15 protein-coding genes and 1 pseudogene are annotated in these 21,178 nt (G+C 68.3%); 10 read left to right on the forward strand and 6 right to left on the reverse strand.

What is annotated here, in order from left to right; genetic code table 11:
* Positions 1 to 223 precede the first annotated feature (223 nt).
* The 7 genes and pseudogenes from ABV606_RS11410 to ABV606_RS11440 all read left to right on the forward strand — a co-directional run bounded on the left by ABV606_RS11410 (position 224) and on the right by ABV606_RS11440 (position 6,450).
* Positions 224 to 1,651: an NCS2 family permease gene (locus ABV606_RS11410; RefSeq protein ID WP_281488133.1), complete on the forward strand. Its 1,428-nt coding sequence runs from the start codon at positions 224 to 226 to the stop codon at positions 1,649 to 1,651.
* Between the two features lie 105 nt (positions 1,652 to 1,756).
* Positions 1,757 to 2,452 (forward strand): annotated as a pseudogene (locus ABV606_RS11415) (alpha/beta fold hydrolase); the annotation flags it as partial.
* Positions 2,453 to 2,530: 78 nt separating this feature from the next.
* Positions 2,531 to 2,809, forward strand: coding sequence for a DUF2218 domain-containing protein (locus ABV606_RS11420; RefSeq protein WP_353988830.1), 279 nt, complete (start codon positions 2,531 to 2,533; stop codon positions 2,807 to 2,809).
* Positions 2,810 to 2,927: 118 nt separating this feature from the next.
* Positions 2,928 to 3,311 (forward strand): GNAT family N-acetyltransferase, encoded by a 384-nt coding sequence (locus tag ABV606_RS11425; protein ID WP_353987807.1) that lies wholly within the window; start codon positions 2,928 to 2,930, stop codon positions 3,309 to 3,311.
* Entirely contained in the window at positions 3,308 to 3,769 is a 462-nt protein-coding gene (locus ABV606_RS11430) for a carboxymuconolactone decarboxylase family protein (RefSeq protein ID WP_281487930.1), read from the forward strand. Before ABV606_RS11425 ends, ABV606_RS11430 begins: the two co-directional genes overlap by 4 nt.
* 105 nt (positions 3,770 to 3,874) lie before the next feature.
* Complete coding sequence (locus ABV606_RS11435; protein ID WP_353987808.1) at positions 3,875 to 4,852, forward strand: ABC transporter ATP-binding protein; 978 nt, start codon at positions 3,875 to 3,877, stop codon at positions 4,850 to 4,852.
* Entirely contained in the window at positions 4,849 to 6,450 is a 1,602-nt protein-coding gene (locus ABV606_RS11440; protein ID WP_353987809.1) for an ABC transporter permease, read from the forward strand. The genes ABV606_RS11435 and ABV606_RS11440 overlap by 4 nt, the downstream gene beginning before the upstream one ends.
* An 89-nt stretch (positions 6,451 to 6,539) precedes the next feature.
* Here ABV606_RS11440 and ABV606_RS11445 read toward each other — a convergent pair whose 3' ends face one another.
* Complete coding sequence (locus ABV606_RS11445) at positions 6,540 to 7,388, reverse strand: universal stress protein (protein ID WP_353987810.1); 849 nt, start codon at positions 7,386 to 7,388, stop codon at positions 6,540 to 6,542.
* 165 nt (positions 7,389 to 7,553) lie between these two features.
* Between ABV606_RS11445 and ABV606_RS11450 the strand changes: the two genes are divergently transcribed.
* The 3 genes from ABV606_RS11450 to ABV606_RS11460 are packed head-to-tail and all read left to right on the forward strand — an operon-like array spanning position 7,554 to position 13,322.
* Positions 7,554 to 8,309, forward strand: coding sequence for a hypothetical protein (locus tag ABV606_RS11450; RefSeq protein WP_353987811.1), 756 nt, complete (start codon positions 7,554 to 7,556; stop codon positions 8,307 to 8,309).
* A gap of 58 nt (positions 8,310 to 8,367) precedes the next feature.
* Positions 8,368 to 9,918 carry a DNA polymerase Y family protein gene (locus tag ABV606_RS11455; RefSeq protein WP_353987812.1) on the forward strand — a complete coding sequence of 517 codons (1,551 nt, stop codon included), beginning with the start codon at positions 8,368 to 8,370 and terminating at the stop codon, positions 9,916 to 9,918.
* On the forward strand, positions 9,918 to 13,322 hold the full coding sequence (locus ABV606_RS11460) for an error-prone DNA polymerase (protein WP_353988831.1): 3,405 nt from the start codon (positions 9,918 to 9,920) through the stop codon (positions 13,320 to 13,322). The genes ABV606_RS11455 and ABV606_RS11460 overlap by 1 nt, the downstream gene beginning before the upstream one ends.
* Before the next feature lie 57 nt (positions 13,323 to 13,379).
* Here the strand turns inward: ABV606_RS11460 and ABV606_RS11465 are convergent, their stop codons facing one another.
* The 5 genes from ABV606_RS11465 to ABV606_RS11485 form a co-directional block, all read right to left on the reverse strand.
* Positions 13,380 to 14,951, reverse strand: coding sequence for a chitinase (locus tag ABV606_RS11465; protein ID WP_353987813.1), 1,572 nt, complete (start codon positions 14,949 to 14,951; stop codon positions 13,380 to 13,382).
* Complete coding sequence (locus tag ABV606_RS11470; protein ID WP_353988832.1) at positions 14,948 to 16,978, reverse strand: glycosyltransferase family 2 protein; 2,031 nt, start codon at positions 16,976 to 16,978, stop codon at positions 14,948 to 14,950. The genes ABV606_RS11465 and ABV606_RS11470 overlap by 4 nt, the downstream gene beginning before the upstream one ends.
* A gap of 651 nt (positions 16,979 to 17,629) precedes the next feature.
* Positions 17,630 to 19,396, reverse strand: coding sequence for a DEAD/DEAH box helicase (locus ABV606_RS11475; RefSeq protein WP_353988833.1), 1,767 nt, complete (start codon positions 19,394 to 19,396; stop codon positions 17,630 to 17,632).
* A gap of 63 nt (positions 19,397 to 19,459) precedes the next feature.
* Entirely contained in the window at positions 19,460 to 20,725 is a 1,266-nt protein-coding gene (locus tag ABV606_RS11480) for a DNA polymerase IV (RefSeq protein WP_353987814.1), read from the reverse strand.
* Positions 20,726 to 20,816: 91 nt separating this feature from the next.
* Positions 20,817 to 21,077, reverse strand: a complete 261-nt coding sequence (locus tag ABV606_RS11485; RefSeq protein ID WP_281487922.1) for a GlsB/YeaQ/YmgE family stress response membrane protein — start codon at positions 21,075 to 21,077, stop codon at positions 20,817 to 20,819.
* Positions 21,078 to 21,178 lie beyond the last annotated feature (101 nt).

A 21,178-nucleotide genomic window follows, 5' to 3' on the forward strand; every position in this document is an offset into this window, starting at 1 on the left:
TGGGGTGCGGAGTTCGGTGGGAGATTCACTACCCGCTACCGTGATTGATCGTGCCGCCACCGTGAAGCTCGCTGCTTCGATCCGGCTCAGCACCGGCTGCTGCGGCATCCGACCCCTTCACTCCTAGGAGCCATTCGTGAGCGAACGCGCGAACACCGCGCCCGCCGGCAACGATCTGCCCGGCGAATCAGACAGCCATCACCGCCGCGGAAGCGGCAGCAACCTGCGCGAGCGATTCGACTCGTTCTTCGAGATCAGCCGCCGAGGCTCGACTCTCGGGCGCGAGGTGCGAGGAGGCCTGGTCACGTTCATGACCATGGCCTACATCGTGATTCTGAACCCGCTGATCCTCGGCGGGTTCAGCGCCGATCAGGCGACGCTCGATGTGGCGGGCGGATGGCTCGAAGCGACGCAGGTCGCCGCCGTCACCGGGCTCACCGCCGGCCTCATGACGATCCTCTTCGGGCTCGTCGCCAACCTGCCGTTCGGCATCGCGGCCGGCCTCGGCATCAACTCGTTCCTCGCGGTGAGCGTCGTCGGCCAGGTGACGTGGGCCGAGGCGATGGGGCTCGTGGTCATCAACGGCCTGATCATCGTGCTGCTCTCGGCGACCAAGCTGCGCGAGATGATCTTCCGGGCCGTTCCCCCGCAGCTGAAGACCGCGATCACCGTCGGCATCGGCCTCTTCATCGCCTTCATCGGGCTCGTGGATGCCGGCTTCGTCCGTTCCAGCGGAGCGGCGTCCCCGCCGGTGCAGCTCGGCGATGGCGGCTCCGTCGCTTCCATCCCGACGCTCATCTTCCTGCTCGGGCTGCTGATCATGGGCATCCTGATGGCGCGCAGAGTCAAGGGTGCGCTGCTCATCGGCATCCTGGTGACCACGGTCGTCGCAGTGATCGTCGAAGCCGTCATGAAGCTCGGCCCCGGGTTCGCGAACCCCGGCGGCTGGAGCCTCAACACGCCCGTCATCCCCGAGCAGATCATCTCGCTCCCCGACTTCAGCCTCATCGGCGCGTTCAGCTTCGGCGCGTTCGAGCGGATCGGCGCGCTTGCGGCGATCATGCTCATCTTCACGCTCGTGTTCACGAACTTCTTCGACGCTGTCGGCACGCTCACAGGGCTCACTCGTGAGGCCGGCCTGCAGGACGCGAAGGGCGACTTCCCGCGGTTGAAGTCGGCGCTCATCGTCGAGGGCGTCGGCGCGGTGGCCGGTGGCGCGACCTCGTCATCGTCGAACACGATCTTCATCGACTCGGCTGCCGGAGTCGGGGAGGGTGCGCGCACCGGTTTCGCGAACGTGGTGACGGGCGTGCTCTTCCTGCTGGCGGTCTTCTTCACTCCTCTCACCCAGGTGGTGCCGCTGGAGGTCGCGGGAGCGGCCCTGGTGGTCGTCGGTGTGCTGATGGCAGCGCAGATCCGCGAGATCGACTGGAGCGAGTTCTCGGCGGCCATGCCGGTCTTCCTGACCATCATCGTGATGCCCCTCACCTATTCGATCGCGAACGGCATCGGCGTCGGCTTCATCACGTGGGTCATCCTGCGGGCGACCGCTGGCAAGGCGCGTGAGATCTCGCCCTTGCTGTGGATCGTCGCGGCGGGCTTCGCGCTGTACTTCGCGCGTGGACCGATCGAGACGCTGCTCGGAGGCTGACGCCCAGCATCCGACGAACGGCACGGCCCGGGACGAATTCCACGTCCCGGGCCGTGCCGTTCAAGGGCCCGATGCGCGTGGTGGCCTTGCAGTAGGGTCGCCTGCATGGACATCGTGCTCGTTCCCGGTTTCTGGCTCGACGGCTCGTCCTGGGAGCGGGTGACCCCAGCACTGGAGCGAGAGGGCCACCGTGTGCATCCCCTCACGCTTCCTGGCCTCGAGTCGGTGGACTCCCCGAGGAGCGGCATCGGTCTGCGCGATCACATCGACGCGGTGGTCGCGCTCGTCGACGCGCTCGATCCCGGCGTGGTGCTCGTCGGCCACTCGGGCGGCGGGGCCATCGTGCACGGCGTCGTCGACGCCCGTCCCGACCGTGTTGCGAGAGCCGTCTATGTCGACAGCGGGCCCCTCGGCGAAGGCGGAGTGATCAACGACCAGTTGCCGGTCGACGGCGACGAGATACCCCTCCCCGATTGGGAGGTCTTCGACGCACCCGACCTTCGCGACCTCGATGCGGAGCTTCGCGAACAGTTTCGGGCGCGTGCCATTCCCCAGCCGCGCGCGGTGGCTCAAGATCAGCAACGATTGAGCGATGAGCGCCGCTTCGATGTGCCGGCCACCGTGATCGCCTGCGAGTTCAGCCGAGCAGAGCTCGAGCAGTGGATCGCCGCCGGCAGCCCGTACATGGCCGAGCTCGCACGCGTCAAGGACTTCGAGATCGTGGAACTGCCGACGGGTCACTGGCCGCAGTTCACCCGACCCGCCGAACTCGCCGAGGCGATCCTTGCGGCGGTGGGCAAGGCCTCGGCTCCTCCCACGGAGGGATCCGCCGTTGCGGCACCGGCATCGGCAGATTCGCTGCGCTGGGAGTCTCGTGCCGTGGTCTCGACGGAACGTCCTGAACGATGGGCGAAGCAACTCGTATCGCACCTCGGCCGCAGAGCGGCCATCGAGGAGACGAGTGAAGGGCGGGCGCTCGCGCTCAGCAAGGGCACCGGCATCGTCGCGACCGGCGACGGCGCGCTCATCCTGATCGCCCGCGGGAGCGACGAAGAGCACACCGCGGCCGTGCAAGACATCCTGCAGCGGCACCTCCTGCGCTTCGCTACTCGCGAGCAGCTCACCATCGAGTGGGAGCCGATCGCACCGACCGACTGATCGGCTCTGCCCACGGATGCCGGTCGCAGTATCACCGAGGTGCGGTCGCGCCGCGAGGGCTACGCTGGCGGCACGTTCCCGTGCGAACTCGCGCGGCCTGAAGATCGAGGTGACCTGTATGACGACTCCAGCACCCATGCGCGTCGACGAAGGCATCGTCATCGCGAAGAATCCTGACGCGTCTCGGTACGAGCTCCGCGATGGCGATCGAGTCATCGGTTTCGCGCACTACTCCGACCGCAATGGCGAACTCGCGTTCGACCACACGGTGGTCGGCAAGGAATACGGCGGCCGAGGACTCGCCACAAGGCTTGCCGAGTACGCCTTCGCCGATGTGCGATCGATGGGTCGCACGCTCGTGCCCATGTGCTCGTTCATCGAGGCTTGGGCTCGCAAGCATCCGGAGTATGACGACATCGTCGTGTGGCCGGATGCCGACGGGCAGGAGCGGCACGAGCGGGCTGCGGAAGGCGGCGCCGCCGAGGCGGCGAGCGGCCGGTGACACTCGCTGAGCGCGTCTATCTCGACAAGCAGCACCGGTCGGCGTTCCTCGCGCTGTCGGCCCTGGCGAAGGAGGCGAAGACCGCTGCGCTGAATGCAGGGCTCGACGAAGTGCTCGTCGAGCTCGTCAACATGCGGGTCTCCCAGCTCAACGGTTGTGCCTACTGTCTCGACGTGCACCATCGCACTGCCCTGCGCGTGGGGGTCACCGAGCAACGGCTCGCGGTGCTGCCGGCGTGGCGTGACACCGCGCTGTTCGATGAGCGGGAGCGGGCGGCACTGGCGCTCGCGGAATCGATCACGCTCCTCCCCGAGCCTGCCGTTCAAGACCGCGAGTACGCCTTCGCCGCGTCGGTGCTCAGCGAGGAGCAGTTATCGGCGGTGAGTTGGGTGACCATCGCGATCGGGTCGATGAACCGCATGTCGATCGCGAGCCGGCATCCGGTGCGGCCGCGATGATCGACGCCGGCCCCTGGCCGCGCATTGAACCGCGAGCGGATCGGACAATGAGGGCGCTTCAAAGACTCCGTTGACACCGACTGGCCCCTGAGTAGCGTTGGCGCCATGGATGCGGCGATCAGCATCGAGGGGCTCGTCAAACGATTCGGCGGCACAGTGGCGCTCGACGGTCTCGATCTCGAGATCCCCGTGGGCGAGGTGCGGGGCTTCCTCGGTCCGAATGGCGCAGGGAAGTCGACCACGATCCGGGTCCTCCTCGGACTGCTGCGCGCCGACGGCGGCGACGTGCGGGTGCTCGGGCACGACCCATGGCGAGAGCTCGTCGACCTGCACCGACGCCTCGCCTACGTGCCGGGCGACGTGACCCTCTGGCCCTCGATCACCGGCGGCGAGGCGATCGACCTGCTCGGCCGACTGCGAGGGGGCCTCGATGAGCGGCGCCGCGCCGAACTGCTCGAGCGCTTCGAACTCGACCCCAGGAAGCACGGACGCACTTACTCCAAGGGAAACCGGCAGAAGGTGGCGATCGTCGCTGCCCTCGCATCGCGCGTCGAACTGCTCGTGCTCGACGAGCCGACGTCGGGCCTCGACCCGCTCATGGAAGCGGTGTTCCAGGACGAGATCCGTCGCGAGAAGGCGGACGGACGCACGATCCTGCTCTCGAGCCACATCATGAGCGAGGCCGAGGCGCTCGCCGACCGCATCAGCATCATCAGAGACGGCCGAGTCGTGCAGACCGGCACACTCGCGGAGATGCGGCAGCAGGCGCAGAACACCGTGCATGCGAGGCTGCGCCGGCCACTGGCCGGTCTTGCCAGGATGCCGGGGGTGCATCGCGTGGTCGAAGACGGCGACACCGTGCGCTTCGACGTCGACACGACCGCCCTCGCACCCGTGATCTCGGCGCTCGGCGCCGCCGACGTCGTAGCCCTGGAGGTCGCGCCACCGTCGCTCGAGGCGTTGTTCCTCAGCCACTACGAGCCGTCCGGCGCGGGTGGGGCCGCTCCTCCCCCACGTGGGACGGCGGCTGAGAGCGAGCGGCGGCACGGTAGGCACGCGGCGCACGAAGCGTCACTCGGATGAGCGCAGCCACCGGCATCCGGCACCTCGTTCCCGTCGGCATGCGCCACGACGGACCTCGTATCGCGCCGTGGGTCATCTTGATCAGCGCGCTGGTGGCCACCTCGGTGCTCGCGTACAACCTGCTCTTCACGGACGCCGCTTCCATCAGGAACCTGACGGTCTCCCTCAGCGCGAACCCCGCATTCAGTCTGCTGTTCGGCCCGGTCGAAGACCTTTCGACGGTCGACGCGTTCACCACCTGGCGCTCCCTCGCGCTCGGCGACTTCTTCGCGGGCATGATGGCCATCTTCATCGTGACGAGGAACAGCCGGGCGCACGAGGACAGCAACCAGGCGGAACTCGTGGCCTCTGGTGTGGTCGGGCGGAGTGCCCGACTGCTCGCGGCAGTCGCGATAGCGGCCGTCGCAGCCGTCGTGCTCGGAATCATCTCCTGGGTCGTGAACATGCTGTGCGGAGGCGAACCGATCGCAAGCCTCTGGCTCTCGTCGACGCTCACGGCAAGCGCTCTCGTCTTCGCGGGCGTCGCGGCGATCACGTCACAACTCGCATCGACCGCCGGCGCCGCGAACAGCATCGCGATCGTCGTGCTGGGTGCGGCCTACCTGCTGCGCGGCATCGCCGACTCGACGCCAGGACTGGAAGAGCTCATCTGGTGGACGCCGCTCGGGTGGGCCGAGCGCGTCGAGCCCGTCGGAGCTCAGGATTGGCGCCCGCTCGTCGCCTGCGTGGGACTCGCGGTCGTGCTCGTCGCGGTCGCGGCACTGCTGCAATCCAGGCGCGACTACGGTGCCGCGCTGATCCCTCAGCGTGCCGGACGCGCGCGCGGCGGACTGGTCGCGAGCAGCTGGGGGCTGGCGCTACGGCTGAACCGCGCCTCCGTGATCGGCTGGCTGATCGGATTCGCACTCATCGGCACCGTGCTCGGCAATGTCGCCGCATCGATCGGAGACGAGTTCACGAAGAACCCGGTGCTGCGGCAGATCATCACCGCGAGCGGAGGCGCGAGCGACGACCTCATCTTCGCGTACATGGCGACGCTGACGCACCTGCTGGCGATCATTGCGTCGGCGTTCGGCGTGCAGGTCATGATGCGCATGTATGCGGAAGAGAGCACGGGGCGCACCGAGGCCGTGCTCGCCGGAGCGATCACGCGCCAGCGCCACCTCGCGGGCCACGCGGCAATTGCCTTTCTCGCGCCGGCTGTCGCATTGGCGCTGGGCACGGCCGCCCTCACAGTGTCGGCGCGCGCCGCCGGCAGCGATGTCGACGCCGGCGAGCTCCTTGTGCAGGGCCTGTTGGCAGTGCCCGCGGTCTGGGTGATCGTCGCGCTGGCGGTCGCGCTGGTCGGAGCTCGCCCCGCCGCGAGGCTGCTCGCCTGGATCGCGGTGGTCGCCATGTTCGGTCTGACCATCCTCGGGCCCACATTCAACCTGTGGGAATGGGTGCTCGCGATCAGTCCCCTCTGGCACATCCCGGATGTCTCGGCTTCGGATGCCGATTGGTGGCAGCTGCTCTGGCTCGCTCTCGTGATCGTGCTCTTCACCGCGATCGGGTTCATCGGGTACCGGCGGCGCGACCTCCGCTTCGGCAAGCCCTGACCCTCGGCCATTGCGCCCCGGGTGCGCGATGGCCGATATGGCGTCGAGCGGGGTGCGCGCTGCGGCTGCAGCCGCTGAGCCGCCTGGTCTCAGGCGTGGATGACGACCACGGCGGTCGGGATATTGACGAGCACGTCGTGGCTGACCGACCCGAGCAGTACGCGGGGCAGGCCGCGACGGCCTCGGTTCCCCACGACGAGCAGGCGCGTGCTCTCGGCTGCGTCGACCAGCGCCCAGGCGGGGTACCCCCGCACGACGCTGCGCTTGATCTCCAGGTCGGGATACTGCTCCGAGAGGCCCGCCAAGGACTCCGAGAGCACGATCTCCTCATCCGACGAGATGCTCGAGACCATATCGTCGCTCGGCAGGTACTCGATCCCCCAACCCGCCGGGAGATCCCACGCGAGCACGGCATGCAGAGGCTCGCCCGAACGATCGGCCTCGGCAGCGGCGAATGCGATCGCCTTGAGAGAGGCCTCCGAGCCGTCGACGCCCACGACGACGCCGCGCCGCTCCGCGCCGTCGGTGGAGGGGATGACCGCCACGGGCGTTGTCACGCTCTGAACGATGTGCAGGCTGCGAGAGCCGAGCATGACGCGCTCGAACCGTGAGGGCTTGTGGGTGCCGATGACGAGCAGATCCGTCTCGGAGGCGCGCTGTCGCAGCTGGTCGACTGGGTCGCCGCGGAGCAGCACATCGCGGATGGCGTCTTCGGCGAGGGCGGGACGCGCCAGCTCGCGCGCGCGTGTGAGCGCCTTGCGGCTCTCGGCGAGGATGAGCTCCTCCGACCAGGTGAGGCGTCCCACCCATTCGTCGTCGATGACGTGCACGAGATCGAGGGTCGCGTGATGATCGGCTGCCCACTTCGCGGCCCAGGCGACAGCCTCGTCGCTGAGACCGGACGGGTCGACTCCGACGGCGACGGTATGAGTTGCCATGGCTCGTTGCTCCCCTCGTGCTGCGACCGCCGCGGCGCGCCGGTTCTGGGTTCAGCATACGCAGCGACCTGCTTCGAGTCTTCGCTTCGGTGATCTGCAGCCCATTGTCAGTAGGCGGTGACACACTCGAACATATGTTCGATACTTGAGAGAGGGAGGTGAAGAATGGTGAGAGCAGCGATGGAGACGGCGGATGCCGTGCGCGAACTCCGCGATCGGATACGGCGGCTTGAACAGCCCCGCTTGCGTGAGCGCACTCTTCCGACGCTTCCCGGGCTGGCTGAACTGCTGCCGGGGGGTGGATTGCGGCCGGGGGCGAGCTATTCGATCGAAGGCTCTGCCCGTCTCGCCATGTCGCTCATGGTCGGGCCTGCGTCGGCAGGCGCCTGGTGCGGGGTCGTCGGCATGCCCGAGTTCGGGGTCGAAGCAGCGGCTGGCGTCGGGCTCGAGCTCGAACGCGTGGTGCTGATCCCCCGGCCCGGCGAGCACTGGCTCGCTGTCACCGCCTCGCTCGCCGATGCGCTCTCTGTGGTGCTCGTCAAACCCACCGCGCGCGTCGGTCATGCGACCGCATCCAAGCTCAGCGCGCGGTTGCGTCAGCACGATGCGGTGCTCATCGCCTTCGGCGATTGGCCTGAGGCAGAGGCCCGCCTACGTCTTGAAGAACCCCGCTGGCAGGGGCTCGGCCAAGGCAGCGGACATCTCACCGATTGCGAGGCCACGGTGACGGCGGTCGATCGTTCCGGGCGATCTCGCAGCGCCAGGTTCTCGGTCGGAGAGGCATCCACAGGCATGTTCGCCGTCGCTTCCGATGAGGTCGTGTCCGGCCGGCTCGAATCCGACACGCTCCACTCCGGTATGCGCGGTTTGTCTGGAGCAGTGCGCGCGGCCGGCCGCTCCCGACTTCAACGGGTCTCTTGAACCGACCTCGAACCGAGTCTCCCGAACCGTCATCAACTGAACTGGGCTCCGAACCACCATGCACCGCTCCGATCACTCCCCCACCCGCACCCTGGTGCTCTGGGTCCCCGATTGGCCCGTGCTCGCCGCCGCGCAAGCGCACGGGGTGCCCGCCGATGCCCCGATCGCGCTTCGGCATCACGGCATGGTGCACGCCTGCTCGAGCGCCGCTCGCGCGGAGGGGGTGAGGCGGGGGCTGCGCATTCGCGAAGCGCAGGCCCGATGCACCTCGCTTCAGGTGTTCGATCACGATCCGGCGCTCGAAGCCAGACTGTTCGAACCCGCGATCACTCGCCTCGAAGCCTCTACTCCTGGGGTGCAGGTGCTGCGTCCGGGGGTATGCGCCATTCGCGCTCGAGGCGTCAGCCGCTACTACGGCGGCGAGCAGGCGGCGGGGCTCGCGCTCGCCGGGCAGCTGGCCGAACTCGTGCCGACAGCATCCGCCGGTGTCGCCGATGGGCCCTTCGCGGCCGAGCATGCCGCGAGGCAGGCCGGTGTCGGCCGTGTGCTGGTCATACCGCCGGGTGACAGTGCCGAGTTCCTCGCGCCCTTGCCGGTGTCGGTGCTCGGCGTGCCCGAGCTCACCGGACTGCTGCAACGGCTCGGCATCCGCACGATCGGTGCATTCGCCGAGCTCGACGCGCTCGATGTCGCTGAACGGTTCGGCGCCGAAGGCCTGCGCCTGCACGGCATCGCCTCGGGCAGTGATGGCAGGCGGGTGCAGCCGCGAGTGCCGCCGGAAGAGTTCGAGACCACGATCGCGTTCGAGCCTGCCGTCGAGCGCATCGACCAGGCGGCCTTCGCGTTCCGTGAGCCCGCCGAGCGGTTCATCGCGCAGCTCACTGCGGCGCGTCTGGTGTGCACAGCGCTGCGCATCGAACTGGAGACCGACGACGGCGGCGGTTCCGAACGCGAGTGGTTGCACCCGCGCACCTTCTCGCCCGCCGAAGTGGTCGACCGGTTGCGCTGGCAGTTGCAGGGCGGTTCGACGGGCAGCGGCCTGCTCTCAGGGCTCGTGCACGTGCGCGTCACGCCGGTCAGTGTCGACTCGATCGGCAACCACGAGCGCGCGCTCTTCGGCGATGTCTCTGATGAGCGGGTGCACCACGCGCTCTCCCGAGTGCAGAGCATGCTGGGGCATGAGGCCGTGCTCACCGCCACCATCGGCGGAGGCCGGCATCTCTCGGAGCGTGCGGTGCTGGTGCCCTGGGGAGAGCGGGCCACGGTGCCCCGCAACCCTGCGCAACCCTGGCCGGGCAGCCTGCCCGACCCGCAGCCCTCGCTGGTCTTCCCTTCCCCGCTGCCGGTCGCGGTGTTCGACGAGCGCGGTGGTGAGGTCAGCGTTGACGCACGCGGCGCACTGTCGGCACCGCCCCACCGCCTCACCACGACGACCGGCGGCACCCGACGGATCGAGAGCTGGGCGGGGCCCTGGCCGCTCGAGGAACGATGGTGGGATGCCGCAGCCGCGCGCCGAGAGTACCGCTTCCAGCTCGTCGACTCGACGGGAGCTGCCTGGCTGCTCGTGCTCGACCAGCACGGGTGGCAGATCGAAGCGAGGTACGACTGATGGGCTGGAACAATCCGCCGATCAGCTGGTCGGAGTACGAGCGGCGCCTCTCCGGGGTGCCCGCATCCGGACGCCCGCCCGGCAATGGCTCGGGCGCGACCGAGCCAGCCGGAGCTCAGCAGCCGATGCAGGCGACGGATGCTGCGAGCACGGCTGGAGCGCCGGCCTCGAGCGCGCGCTACGCCGAACTGCACGCCCACTCGACCTTCAGCTTCCTCGACGGTGCGAGCACTCCCGAGGCCCTCGTCGAGGAGGCGTCGCGGCTCGGCCTGCACGCGTTGGCCATCACCGACCACGACGGACTCTACGGAGCGGTGCGCTTCGCCGAGGCGGCCGAGGAGACATCGCTGCAGACCGTCTTCGGCGCGGAGCTCTCGCTCTCGCTCAGCGCGCCGCAACTCGGGGCCGCCGATCCCGAGGGCGACCACCTGCTCGTACTCGCCCGACGTGATGAGGGCTACCACCGGCTCGCCGCCGCGATCACCGACGCCCAGCTCGCCGGTGGCGAGAAGGGGCGCCCGAGCTACGACCTCGACCAGCTCGCCGAGCACGCCGGCGGCCATTTCAGCGTGCTCACCGGCTGCAGAAAAGGAGCATTGCGTCGCGCGCTCGACCGCGGCGACCACGATGCCGCAAGCGCCGCTCTGGCGAGCCTCGTCGACCGGTTCGGTCGTGACCGCGTCGTGGTGGAGCTCATCGATCATGGGCACCCTCTCGATTCGAGGTGCAACACCGAGCTCGCCCAGCTCGCCGGCGCCTTCGATCTCTCGCTGATCGCCACGGGAAATGTGCACTACGCGACGCCGGCCGAACGGCGCATCGGGGATGCGCTGGCCGCGGTGCGCGCCAGGCGCAGCCTCGATGAGATGGACGGCTGGCTGCCGGCATCCGGTGGGGCCTTCCTGCGCTCCGGCCGCGAGATGGCGGCCCGTTTCGCAGATTTCCCCGGTGCGATCGAGCGCACCGTCGAACTTGCCGACGACCTCGCGTTCCGGCTGCGCAGTCTTCGTCCGGGACTGCCCAAGCAGCAGGTGCCGGAGGGGCACACTCCGATGAGCTGGCTTCGCCACCTCGTCTGGGAGGCCGTGCCGTTGAAGTATCCGAAGCTCACGGATGACGACCGCGCTCGTATCGAGCGCGAACTCGCCGTGATCGAGGAGAAGGACTTCTCCGGCTACTTCCTCATCGTGCATGACATCGTGCGGTTCGCCCGCAGTCGGGGCATCCTCTGCCAGGGTCGCGGGTCTGCAGCGAACTCGGCGGTCTGCTACCTGCTGGGGATCACAGCGGTTGACTCGATCTTCTACCGGCTGCCGTTCGAGCGCTTCCTCTCGAGCATGCGCAACGAGGAACCCGATATCGATGTCGACTTCGACTCCGACCGCCGCGAGGAGGTCATCCAGTACGTCTATGAGAAGTACGGCCGCCGAAACGCTGCGCAAGTGGCGAATGTCATCAGCTATCGCCCGAAGTTCGCCGTGCGAGACATGGCGAAAGCGCTCGGGTTCAGCCCGGGGCAGCAAGACGCATGGTCGAAGCAGGTGGATCGCTGGGGCGCACTGCAGCGCGAGCACACCGACATCCCCGATCAGGTGCTCGACCTCGCCGACGCGGTGCTCACCTTTCCGCGGCATCTGGGCATCCACTCCGGCGGCATGGTGCTCACCGATCGTCCGGTGGGCGAAGTGGTGCCCATCGAGCACGCCCGCATGCCCGGTCGCACAGTGCTGCAGTGGGACAAGGACGATTGCGCATGGATGGGTCTGGTCAAGTTCGACCTGCTCGGCCTCGGCATGCTCGCCGCGCTGCAGTACACGATCGACCTGGTGGCCGAGAGCACGGGTGAGCAGTGGACGCTCGACACCCTGCCGCGCGAAGAGCCGGGCGTGTACGACATGCTGTGCAGGGCCGATGCGATCGGGGTGTTCCAGGTCGAGAGCCGCGCGCAGATGGGGATGCTGCCGAGGCTTCGACCGCGCTGCTTCTACGATCTCGTCATCGAGATCGCGCTGATCCGTCCGGGGCCAATCCAGGGCGGCGCGGTCCACCCCTACATCCGGCGGCGCACCGGTGCCGAGCCGGTCACCTACCCGCATCCGCTGCTCGTCGAATCGCTGGAACGCACGCTCGGCATCCCGCTGTTCCAGGAGCAGCTCATGCAGATGGCGATGGCGGTAGGCGGCTGCACCGCCGAAGACGCCGATCATCTGCGCCGGGCCATGGGCTCCAAACGGGGCATCGAGAAGGTGTCGAAGCTGCGCGACAAGCTCTACGCCGGCATGGCTGCCAATGGGCTTCCTCGCGAGGTCGCCGACAGCGTGTACGCGAAGATCGAGGCGTTCGCGAACTTCGGCTTCGCCGAGAGCCATTCGATCAGCTTCGCCCTGCTCGTCTACGCCAGTTCCTGGTTCAAGCTGCACTACCCGGCGGCCTTCCTCGCAGCATTGCTGCGTGCACAGCCCATGGGCTTCTACTCGCCGCAGAGCCTTACAGCCGACGCCCGACGCCACGGGGTGCGCGTGCTCAGAGCCGACATTCTCCGCTCCGGGGTCGATGCCGGGCTCGAACCGCTCTCGGGGACTGCGGATGCCGCGTCCGCCACCGGCGACGACGCCTGTCTCGCGCTCGAGCAGCCACCCGTCGACGAGTTCGACGAACACGCCGCGCCCGATACGGAACGGCACCGCCGAGACGGGGCCTTCGCGGTGCGACTCGGCCTGGCCGATGTGCGCTCGCTCGGACGGCCGGTGGCCGAGCGCATCGTGTCGGAGCGCACCCGTGGCGGCCCCTATCGATCGATGGAAGACCTGGTCGCTCGCACCGGGCTGAACACCAAACAGCTCGAGGCGCTCGCCACCGCCGATGCGTTCGAGGTGTTCGACCTCAACCGCCGGCAGGCGCTCTGGAACTCCGGCACGGCGTCGCAGCACCGGCCCGAGTATCTCACCGGCGCCACCGCCACCGTGCAGCCGCCGCTCTTCGCCTCCCCTGATCTGCTCGACGATCTTGCCGCCGACCTCAGCAGCACCGGCATCTCACCGGATGATCACCCGCTCCGCCATCTGCGAGAGGCGCTGCAGCGCCGGGGCGTGCTCTCGAGCAGCGACCTCGGTCTGGCCGAACCGGATCGTCGCATCGAGGTCGCAGGGGTGGTCACCCATCGGCAACGCCCCGCAACCGCGAGCGGTGTGACCTTCCTCAACCTGGAGGACGAGCACGGATTGATGAACGTCGTGTGCAGTGTCGGCGTGTGGCAACGGCACCGAAGGGTCGCCCGGGAATCCGGGGCGCTCATCGTCCGCGGCATCCTGCAGCGCAGCGCGGAGGGGGTCACGAGCGTGCTCGCCGATCGTTTCGAGCAGCTACCGCTGGTGACGCCTCATCGTTCGCGCGACTTCCACTGACGCCGCGCGAACGAGGCCCGCGCGCGCGGCGTCAGTTGGTCAGCTGGTCAGCGAACGCTACTCCTCGGTGCTGATACCGAGTTCTTCGAGCACCGCCTCGATATCGGCGACCGAGAGCGGTGTCCAGGGCGAGCCGTCAGGGTTCGAGGAGGCCGCTGCCGGGCTCTCTCCCTGGTTCCACCATTTCGCCTGGAACGGGATGCCGTCGAAGAGCACGCGCGCGTCCTTCTCGTACACGGCCGCGCCGGCCCACTCGGGGTAGGTGCCGTCGGGCAGCGTCGGCGGCTCGACCGGCGTCTCGCCGGGCAGCACCGGACCGATGAGCTCCCACGGCGTCTCCCACTCGACCAGCACGGGGTTATCGGGCAGGTCGCCGCTCGTCCACCACTTCGCGCGGTAGACGTTCCGGTGCCAGACCACCTTGGTCCCCGCGAGATAGGTGCCCTCTTCCGACCAGATCTGGTAGGGGCTCGTCGCCGGGTCGTCGACCAGGTCATCAGGATCGACAGGCTCGAAGGTGGTGATGAGGCCGGCGGCGCGCTCGGCAGTGCCCGAGAGCCCCTTCGCGAGCGCCTGAGCGAAGCGGAAGTCCTTCTGCTCGATACCGCTGCAGGAGTCCGACACCACCGATAGGGTCACGTAGTTCGCGCCGCAGGTTGTGTCGCGATTGAGCGACCACATGCTCATGCGCCCCACGCCCTTCTCGAGCGCGAACGTGTTGAGCATCTCCGCATCCGCCGGCAGGAACACCTCTTCGGCGTTATCGTTCTGCCCGATCATCGGGGTTATCCCGATCTTCGCCCAGACGGCGGCGTCACTCAGAGGGGTGCCCGCGCGAGTGTAGAGCGCACTCAGCTGGCGGTGCGCAGCCTCTGCAGCCCGGATCGAGGCCTCGCCGAGAGTCTCGCCCTTGTCGCGACTCGCGCCGAAGTTCATGGTCATCACGTTCACGCCCGCGAGGTCGACCCCCGCCTCTAGGAACCGGGCGACCGTGTCAGTGCCCTCCTCGGTGAGCCCGAAGGTCGCGCCGGGGAGCGTCAGCCAGACGGCCAGCTCGTCGCCCCCCGCGCGGCGCTCGCTCTGCAGTTCGGCGACCGCCTCCGCGCGGCGCTCTCCGCCGGCGGTGTCGGAGAGGTCGTTGGCCTCGATGTCGAAGTCGACCGTGGTCACCTTGTACCGGTCGATCACCGCTCGATAGGCGTCGCGCAACTCGTCAGGGTCGGTGCACGAGGTGGAGAGCTCGTCATTGTTGAGACCGCCGAACGACACCGTGTACCCGCCACCGGCTTGCTCGAGGCGCACCAGCCTGCGGTCGAGGTCGAGCTGCTCGGCCGCCTCGTCCAGTGAGTAGGCGCCGCCCCAGCTCGGCTCGCACCCCTCTGTCGGATCAGCGACGATGAAGGCGAGCACGACGTCGTTCGCGGCGGCGTCGATGGGCGATTCGAAGGCGTATGACGGAGTCGCGGTGACATCCGCGTACCCAGCGAACCACGCCTCTGCTCCATCGACGGTCCGAGCAGAAGCCCACGCCTTGTACACGAAGAAGCTTCCCGCGATGAGTGCTGACAGCACGATCACCGCGACGATCACCCGCCAGAATGACAGGCGCAGCGTGCCCCCGGCCGTCATGACTTCGCTCCGCTCACCGCTGGCGCGAGGGGCGCGATCCGCAGGTCGCTCGTGCGGTGGACGACCTCGTCGGCTCGGCCGTGATAGAGCACAGCGCGCCAGTCGAGGGTCTCGTCGGATGCGTCGGCCTCCGCGACCGGTGCCTGCTTCGGCTCGCGCGCGATGAAGAGCCAACGCAGCACTCCGCCGAAGAGATCGACCATCGAGGTGCCGATGCCGATGTAGGCCACCGTGATCCAGATCGCGAGCGCGGCGTTGAAGGCCGCGAACAGGGCGTTGCCCCAGTTACCGGCGGTCGCGTCACGCCACAGCGTGAACAGCGAGAAGGCGATGATCAGGTAGGGAGCAAGCACGTACAGCGCCGGCGCCGCGGTGCGGTTCCGCACCTTGGGTGTGCGAGCGAACGGGATCTTGCGGTTGGTGATCGCCTGTTCGATCGACTTGAGCACGCCGGCGAGGTTCACCGGCAGCAAGATCAGATTGAACCCGTAGATGCGCAGCACATCGAGTCGCTTGTAGCCGCAGTATCGCAGGTCGCTCGCCATCGCGATGAAGTACGGAAGAGCGGCGAGCACCACCACGGGGCTCAGCAGCCTGCCGTCGTAGGGGTACGCGAGGAGGAACACCAGTCCGAAGCTCGCCCAGGCGATCGAAGCCATGTAGTTCACGCGGAGGGCGAGCTCGAGCAGGCCCATGTGCTGGCCGCTGCGCCGGCGGTCGCGCACTTGGCGCCACAGCTTCGGCATGATGAGGAGTCCGCCGTTGGCCCAGCGGCGCCGCTGCACGATGAGCGAGCCGAAGTCGGGCGGCGTCGCGCTGTAGCTCAAGCGCTCGGGGTAGTTCACGAGCGTCCAGCCGTGGCTTCCCAGGTCGATGCTCGACTCGGTGTCTTCGATGACCGTGCGGTCCTGCACGAACCGCCGCACGGTGAAGCCGCCGACGGTCTCGGTCTCCACGATGTCAGCGAGCGCTGCCTTCCGGATGACCGCATTGGCGCCGACCCAGAAGGTCGCATTGTGCTTGGTCATGCCCTGGTGCAGCAGGTGCTGCAGATCGGTGGTGGCGCCTGCGAGCCGCTCGATTCGGGTGCTCGCACCGCGGAAGGAGGAGTAGGGCGTCTGCACGACCGCAACGCGCTCGTGCTCCGGCTGCTCCAGCAGGTAGACGAGGCGGAGGCAGTACTCCCGAAGCAGCAGGGAATCCGCGTCGAGCGTCAGCACATAGTCCGAATCCGGAACGCAGAGGTCGCCCGGCCCCGGTTCGTCCACGGGACGGAGGATGGTCCCATCCGGGGTCTCCTCCGGGCGATAGTGGCCGCCCATCAGTCCGAGGTAGGCGTTCAGGTTCATCGCCTTGTTCGCCTCGTGCGATACCGAGGAGTACAGCTTGCGCTCGAAGGTGCCGAGCGAGGCGGTGAAGATCCAGACCAGGCGCCGGTGCAGTTCGCCCATGCGTTCGGCGGTCGGCGCAGAGCGCTCGAGCACCGCCGCGTCGAGCGCCGATGCCGTGAGTTCGAGGTCGTCGGCGAGCCCGCCGAGCACCTGCTCGGTGAAGAACACATCGACGTGGTCGACGATCGGCTCGTTCTGGGCGCGCTGGCGAAGCCATCCGGCCGACCAGCGGTACAGCTCGGCGAGGGTATCCACCGCCGGCGCCTCCACCCAGCCACGATCCGCATACTTCGACTCGAAGTCGCGCAATGCCGACTCGGCGCGGAACCGCGGCTCCTCGAGGGCCGTCTCGATCTCCTCGGCGAGGCGGCGCGACCGCTCGAGTCGTTCCGCCACCGCGGGGTCGGTCGGGTAGGGCGGGTCATCGAGGAGAAGCACGACCCGCATCGAGGGGTACTCCTGGAGCGCTGCAGACCAGAGGGTGGCTCGCACCACCTCGGGCTCCTCGGCGTACGAGGGCACGAGCACCGTGAGGTCGCGGTCCGAATGGCTAAAATGGCGGTCGAGCTCGGCGCGGGGAACGCGTCGGTGGGCTTTGAACCGCTCGAGCGCCCCCTGTCGGGCCACGAGGTACATCAGCGCCGAGAACGTGAGGAACGTCACGACGATCACGTAGCCGATGGCTTCTGTGGTGAACCGGAAGCCACCGTTCCCGTTGTTGATGAACTCGCGCATGATCGTGTAGATCACGTACACCAGCCAGAACACGACCGTCATCACGATCGCGATCCGGCCGAGCGCGATCTTGCGGTCGCTCGGGATCGGGTGCTGCGAGGGCAGCGGGGCGGTCGAGCGCTCCGCACCCCACTGACGGCGACGTGCCGACTTGCCGCCTACGGCGGAGGGGCGCTCCGGCGCCGAAGACGCGCCGGAAGAGGGGTAAGCGGACGGATTCTGGGCAGGGTGGAGCGTATCGGTCAAGGTTCGGGTTCCTTGTTGAACAGCGCCTCTCGAGGAAGCGCCTTGCGATTTTCGGGTGTGTTCGGTTATCGATCTGCGGCACTCGGGGCAGTGCCACCGGACGGGCGTAGAACTTCGGGTTCCGCCCGTCCGTCGTGCTTCGGGTTCAGTGAGGGTTCTGCCATCGCTCGGCTTCGGGGGCCTTTGCGACAGCGATCACGCTACCGTTCCTGAAAGCGTTTCGCGTCCCCTATTCTGCCGACATCGGGCGAAAACGGGGTACAAACATGCCCCCAGTAGGGGGGACCGTGATGGGTCAGTCTCGGGTCAGTCCCGGGTCAGCCACTTCCGAAGCAGGTCGATGCGCGCTTGCAATTGCGCAACGCTCGCCTGCGCGACAGGCGGCCCGCCGGTCGCCCGCCGCACTTCGGCGTGCACCATCGCATGAGGCTGATTCGTGTGCTTCGCCCGGATGCCGACGAGGCTGTTCAGTAGAGCCCGTTGCTCCTTGAGCGTGCGATAGAGAGGCTGCGGCACGTCGTCTTCCCGCTGCTGCGCGGGCCGCTCGCGCATCCGCTTCGACTGCCGCCGCTGCCGGTGCCGGAGCAGATCGCTCACCTGCTCGGGATCGAGCAGCCCAGGAATCCCGATGAAATCGAACTCCTCGGGCGTGCCGGGCACCGCCAGCTGCCCGAACTCGTCACCGTTGTACACGGCCTTCTCGAAGGTGGCGCTCGACTCCAGGGCCTGCCACGTGAACTCCTGCTGGAGCTCGGCCGAGGCCCTCTCCTCGCGGTTGGCCTCGGCGAGCATGGCGTCTTCTTCCGCGAAGAGATCGCCGTCGTCCGACCGCTCACGGTCGAGTGCGTGATCGCGTTCGAGCTCGAGACGGGTGGCGAGCGCGAGCAGCTGCGGCACGCTCGGAAGGAATACGGTCGCGGTCTCGCCCCGGCGCCGGGTGCGCACGAACCGACCGATCGCCTGGGCGAAGAACAACGGGGTGGAGGCGTTCGTCGCGTACACCCCGACGGCCAGGCGTGGCACGTCGACGCCCTCTGACACCATGCGGACCGCGACCATCCATCGCGAGTCCCCCGCCGAGAACTCGTCGATGCGCTCTCCGGCTGTCGCGTCGTCGCTCAGCACCACCGTCGGGGCCTCACCGGTGACCTCGCGAAGGATCGCCGCGTAGGCCTTGGCCGCTGCGTGGTCGGTCGCGATGACGAGGCCTCCGGCATCCGGAACCGCTCTTCGCACCTCGCTCAGTCGCACATCCGCGGCGCGCAGCACGGCGGGGATCCACTCGCCCTCGGGGTCGAGCGCGGTGCGCCAAGCCTGTGAGGTGACGTCCTTGGTGTCCGGCTCGCCGAGGCGAGCCTCCATCTCGTCGCCCGATCGCGTGCGCCAGCGCATGGTGCCCGCGTACGACATGAAGATCACGGGCCGCACGACCCCGTCTGCAAGGGCGCGCCCGTAGCCGTAGTTGTAGTCGGTCTGCGAGGTGCGGATGCCGCGCTCGTCGCGCAGATATCGCACGAACGGGATCGGCGCCGTGTCGGACCGGAAGGGAGTGCCGGTGAGCGAGAGTCTCCGTGTCGCCTGCTCGAACGCCTCACGGATGGCGTCGCCCCAGCTCAGCGCGTCTCCGCCGTGATGCACCTCATCGAGAATGACGAGGCTTCGGCCGGACAGCGTGAGACGTCGATGCACGCTCGCGTTGGTCGCCACCTGCGCATAGGTGATGGCGACGCCGTGATAGTGCCGGCCGTGCGTGCCGTGGCTGTTGCGGAACTCAGGATTGAGACGGATGCCGACGCGGTGCGCCGCGTCGGCCCACTGCTTCTTCAGGTGCTCCGTCGGGGCGACGACGGTGATGCGATCGACCGTGCCGCGCCTGAGCAGCTCAGTGGCGAGTCTCAACGCGAAGGTCGTCTTGCCGGCGCCCGGAGTCGCAGCCGCGAGGAAGTCGCGGGGCTCGCGCTCGAAGTAGGCGTCGAGGGCTTCCACCTGCCAAGCGCGCAGCTTGTCGGCGGTGCCCCAGGGCGCACGTGCCGGGAAGCTCGGAGAGAGGTGCTCGGCCGCGAAATTCCCCATTTGGGGTTGGAGCTGCGGCTGGGCGTTCACTTCAGCAAATGGTAGCCGCGACCGCCGACAAGGTCACACCGGACGGTCTCGATCCGCCTGCTCGCGCGCGTGGTGACGTCTGGCGCCCCCGGGGCCGAGCAATGCCGCGGGCCGCAGAGCGCCCTCCCCGAACTTCGCATTGAGCGCGTCGACGGCGGCTTCGGTGTCGCGCCACGATTCGTCGTCGTCCCAGAGGACGGCGCCGCCCCCGGCATCCGCGGAGAGCTGCTCCGCGCGAACCCCGATCAGGCGTACGCCCTCGCCATGTCGTCCGAGCGCCTCGAGCAGGGTGACCGCCTCCTCGTAGACCCGCCTGCCGAGATCGGTCGGCTCGTTCAGGGTGCGCGACCTCGTGAGCGTCGTGAAGTCGTGAAGGCGCAGCTTCAGGGACACCGTGCGGGCCGCGACATCGCTGCGTCGCAGGCGCTCACCCACGCGGAGCGACAGTCGGAGCAGTTCCCGCTTCAGCGTCTCGGCATCCCTCACGTCAGTCTCGAAGGTCGTCTCATGGCCGATGCTCTTCTCGGCCGAGGCGGTGTCGACGATGCGCGGATCGCGACCCCACGCCAAGGCGTGCAGCCGCGTGGCCCCCGCATCTCCGATGGCCGCGCGCAGCGTCTCGATCGGTACCGCGGCGACATCCGCGACCGTTCTGAGGCCTAGCCTCGTCAGGTGCTCCGCCGTCTTCGGTCCGACACCCCACAGGGCGGAGATCGGCTGCGGATGCAGGAATCGATGCGTGTCGGGCTCGGGCACGATCAGCAGCCCATCCGGTTTCGCCCGGGTCGATGCGAGCTTCGCGAGGAACTTGGTCGGCGCCGCGCCCACGGAGCACGTCAACCCGGTGCGATCCAGCACGCGCCGACGCAGTTCGGTGCCGATCGCGTAGGCGCCGCCGAACAGCGCGCGGGCGCCGGTGATGTCGAGGAACGCCTCATCGATGCTGAGGGGCTCGACGCGCGGGGTGAACTCTTCGAAGATCGCGCGCACCTGACGTGAGAAGTGCTGGTAGCGGTCGAAGTGCGGTTCCAGCACAACGGCATGCGGGCAGCGGCGCAGCGCGACGGCCATGGGCATCGCCGAGTTCACGCCGTAGCGCCGCGCTTCGTAGGTCGCCGCGGTCACGACCGAGCGCGCGCTCGCGTGGCCCACGATCACCGGCTTGCCACGGAGGTCCGGCCGCTCGAGTAGTTCGACGGAGGCGAAGAACGCGTCCATGTCGACGTGCATGATGGTCGCGGTGCGATCGTCGAGCGGCGCTGTGGTCACCTGCCTCGACGAGCCGTCTTGCTTGCTCACGCGAACATCTTCGCACCCGTACGACGCAGAACACCGGGGGCGGGTGCCGGTCGAGCCGGCCACCGCCCCCGGTGTCGATGGCTGTTGCGGACTACGCTCGCTTGCGAGTGAGAGCGCCCCAGATGAGCAGCACGATGATGGCCCCCAGAATGGCGAGCAACCATGTGCCGAGGTCGAAGAATTCGGTGAGGCCGCGGTTGAAGAACAATGAGCCGATCCAGCCGCCGAGGATCGCTCCGACGACGCCCAGCAGCAGCGTCACGAGCCAACCGCCGCCCTGCCGACCCGGCAAGATCAGCTTGGCGATGGCGCCCGCGATGAGTCCGAGGATCAGGAATGCGAGGAATCCCACGGTGTCCTCCCTTTCTCCGGGGTCCGTCGTTGTGGTCCCCGCCTGTGCAAAGAGTGACACGCCGGAAAACATGCGACAAGGGACGCCGTCCCCGCGTATTT

This window comes from Ruicaihuangia caeni (genome assembly GCF_040536845.1).
Lineage (GTDB): Bacteria > Actinomycetota > Actinomycetes > Actinomycetales > Microbacteriaceae > Ruicaihuangia > Ruicaihuangia caeni.

Excerpts from the sequence above, each read along its gene's own strand:
- ABV606_RS11425 (WP_353987807.1), top strand. The coding sequence starts at position 2,928 with ATGACGACTCCAGCACCCATGCGCGTCGACGAAGGCATCGTCATCGCG.
- ABV606_RS11435 (WP_353987808.1), top strand. The coding sequence starts at position 3,875 with ATGGATGCGGCGATCAGCATCGAGGGGCTCGTCAAACGATTCGGCGGC.
- ABV606_RS11440 (WP_353987809.1), top strand. The coding sequence starts at position 4,849 with ATGAGCGCAGCCACCGGCATCCGGCACCTCGTTCCCGTCGGCATGCGC.
- ABV606_RS11445 (WP_353987810.1), bottom strand. The coding sequence starts at position 7,388 with ATGGCAACTCATACCGTCGCCGTCGGAGTCGACCCGTCCGGTCTCAGC.
- ABV606_RS11450 (WP_353987811.1), top strand. The coding sequence starts at position 7,554 with ATGGTGAGAGCAGCGATGGAGACGGCGGATGCCGTGCGCGAACTCCGC.
- ABV606_RS11455 (WP_353987812.1), top strand. The coding sequence starts at position 8,368 with ATGCACCGCTCCGATCACTCCCCCACCCGCACCCTGGTGCTCTGGGTC.
- ABV606_RS11460 (WP_353988831.1), top strand. The coding sequence starts at position 9,918 with ATGGGCTGGAACAATCCGCCGATCAGCTGGTCGGAGTACGAGCGGCGC.
- ABV606_RS11465 (WP_353987813.1), bottom strand. The coding sequence starts at position 14,951 with ATGACGGCCGGGGGCACGCTGCGCCTGTCATTCTGGCGGGTGATCGTC.
- ABV606_RS11470 (WP_353988832.1), bottom strand. The coding sequence starts at position 16,978 with ATGTACCTCGTGGCCCGACAGGGGGCGCTCGAGCGGTTCAAAGCCCAC.
- ABV606_RS11475 (WP_353988833.1), bottom strand. The coding sequence starts at position 19,396 with ATGGGGAATTTCGCGGCCGAGCACCTCTCTCCGAGCTTCCCGGCACGT.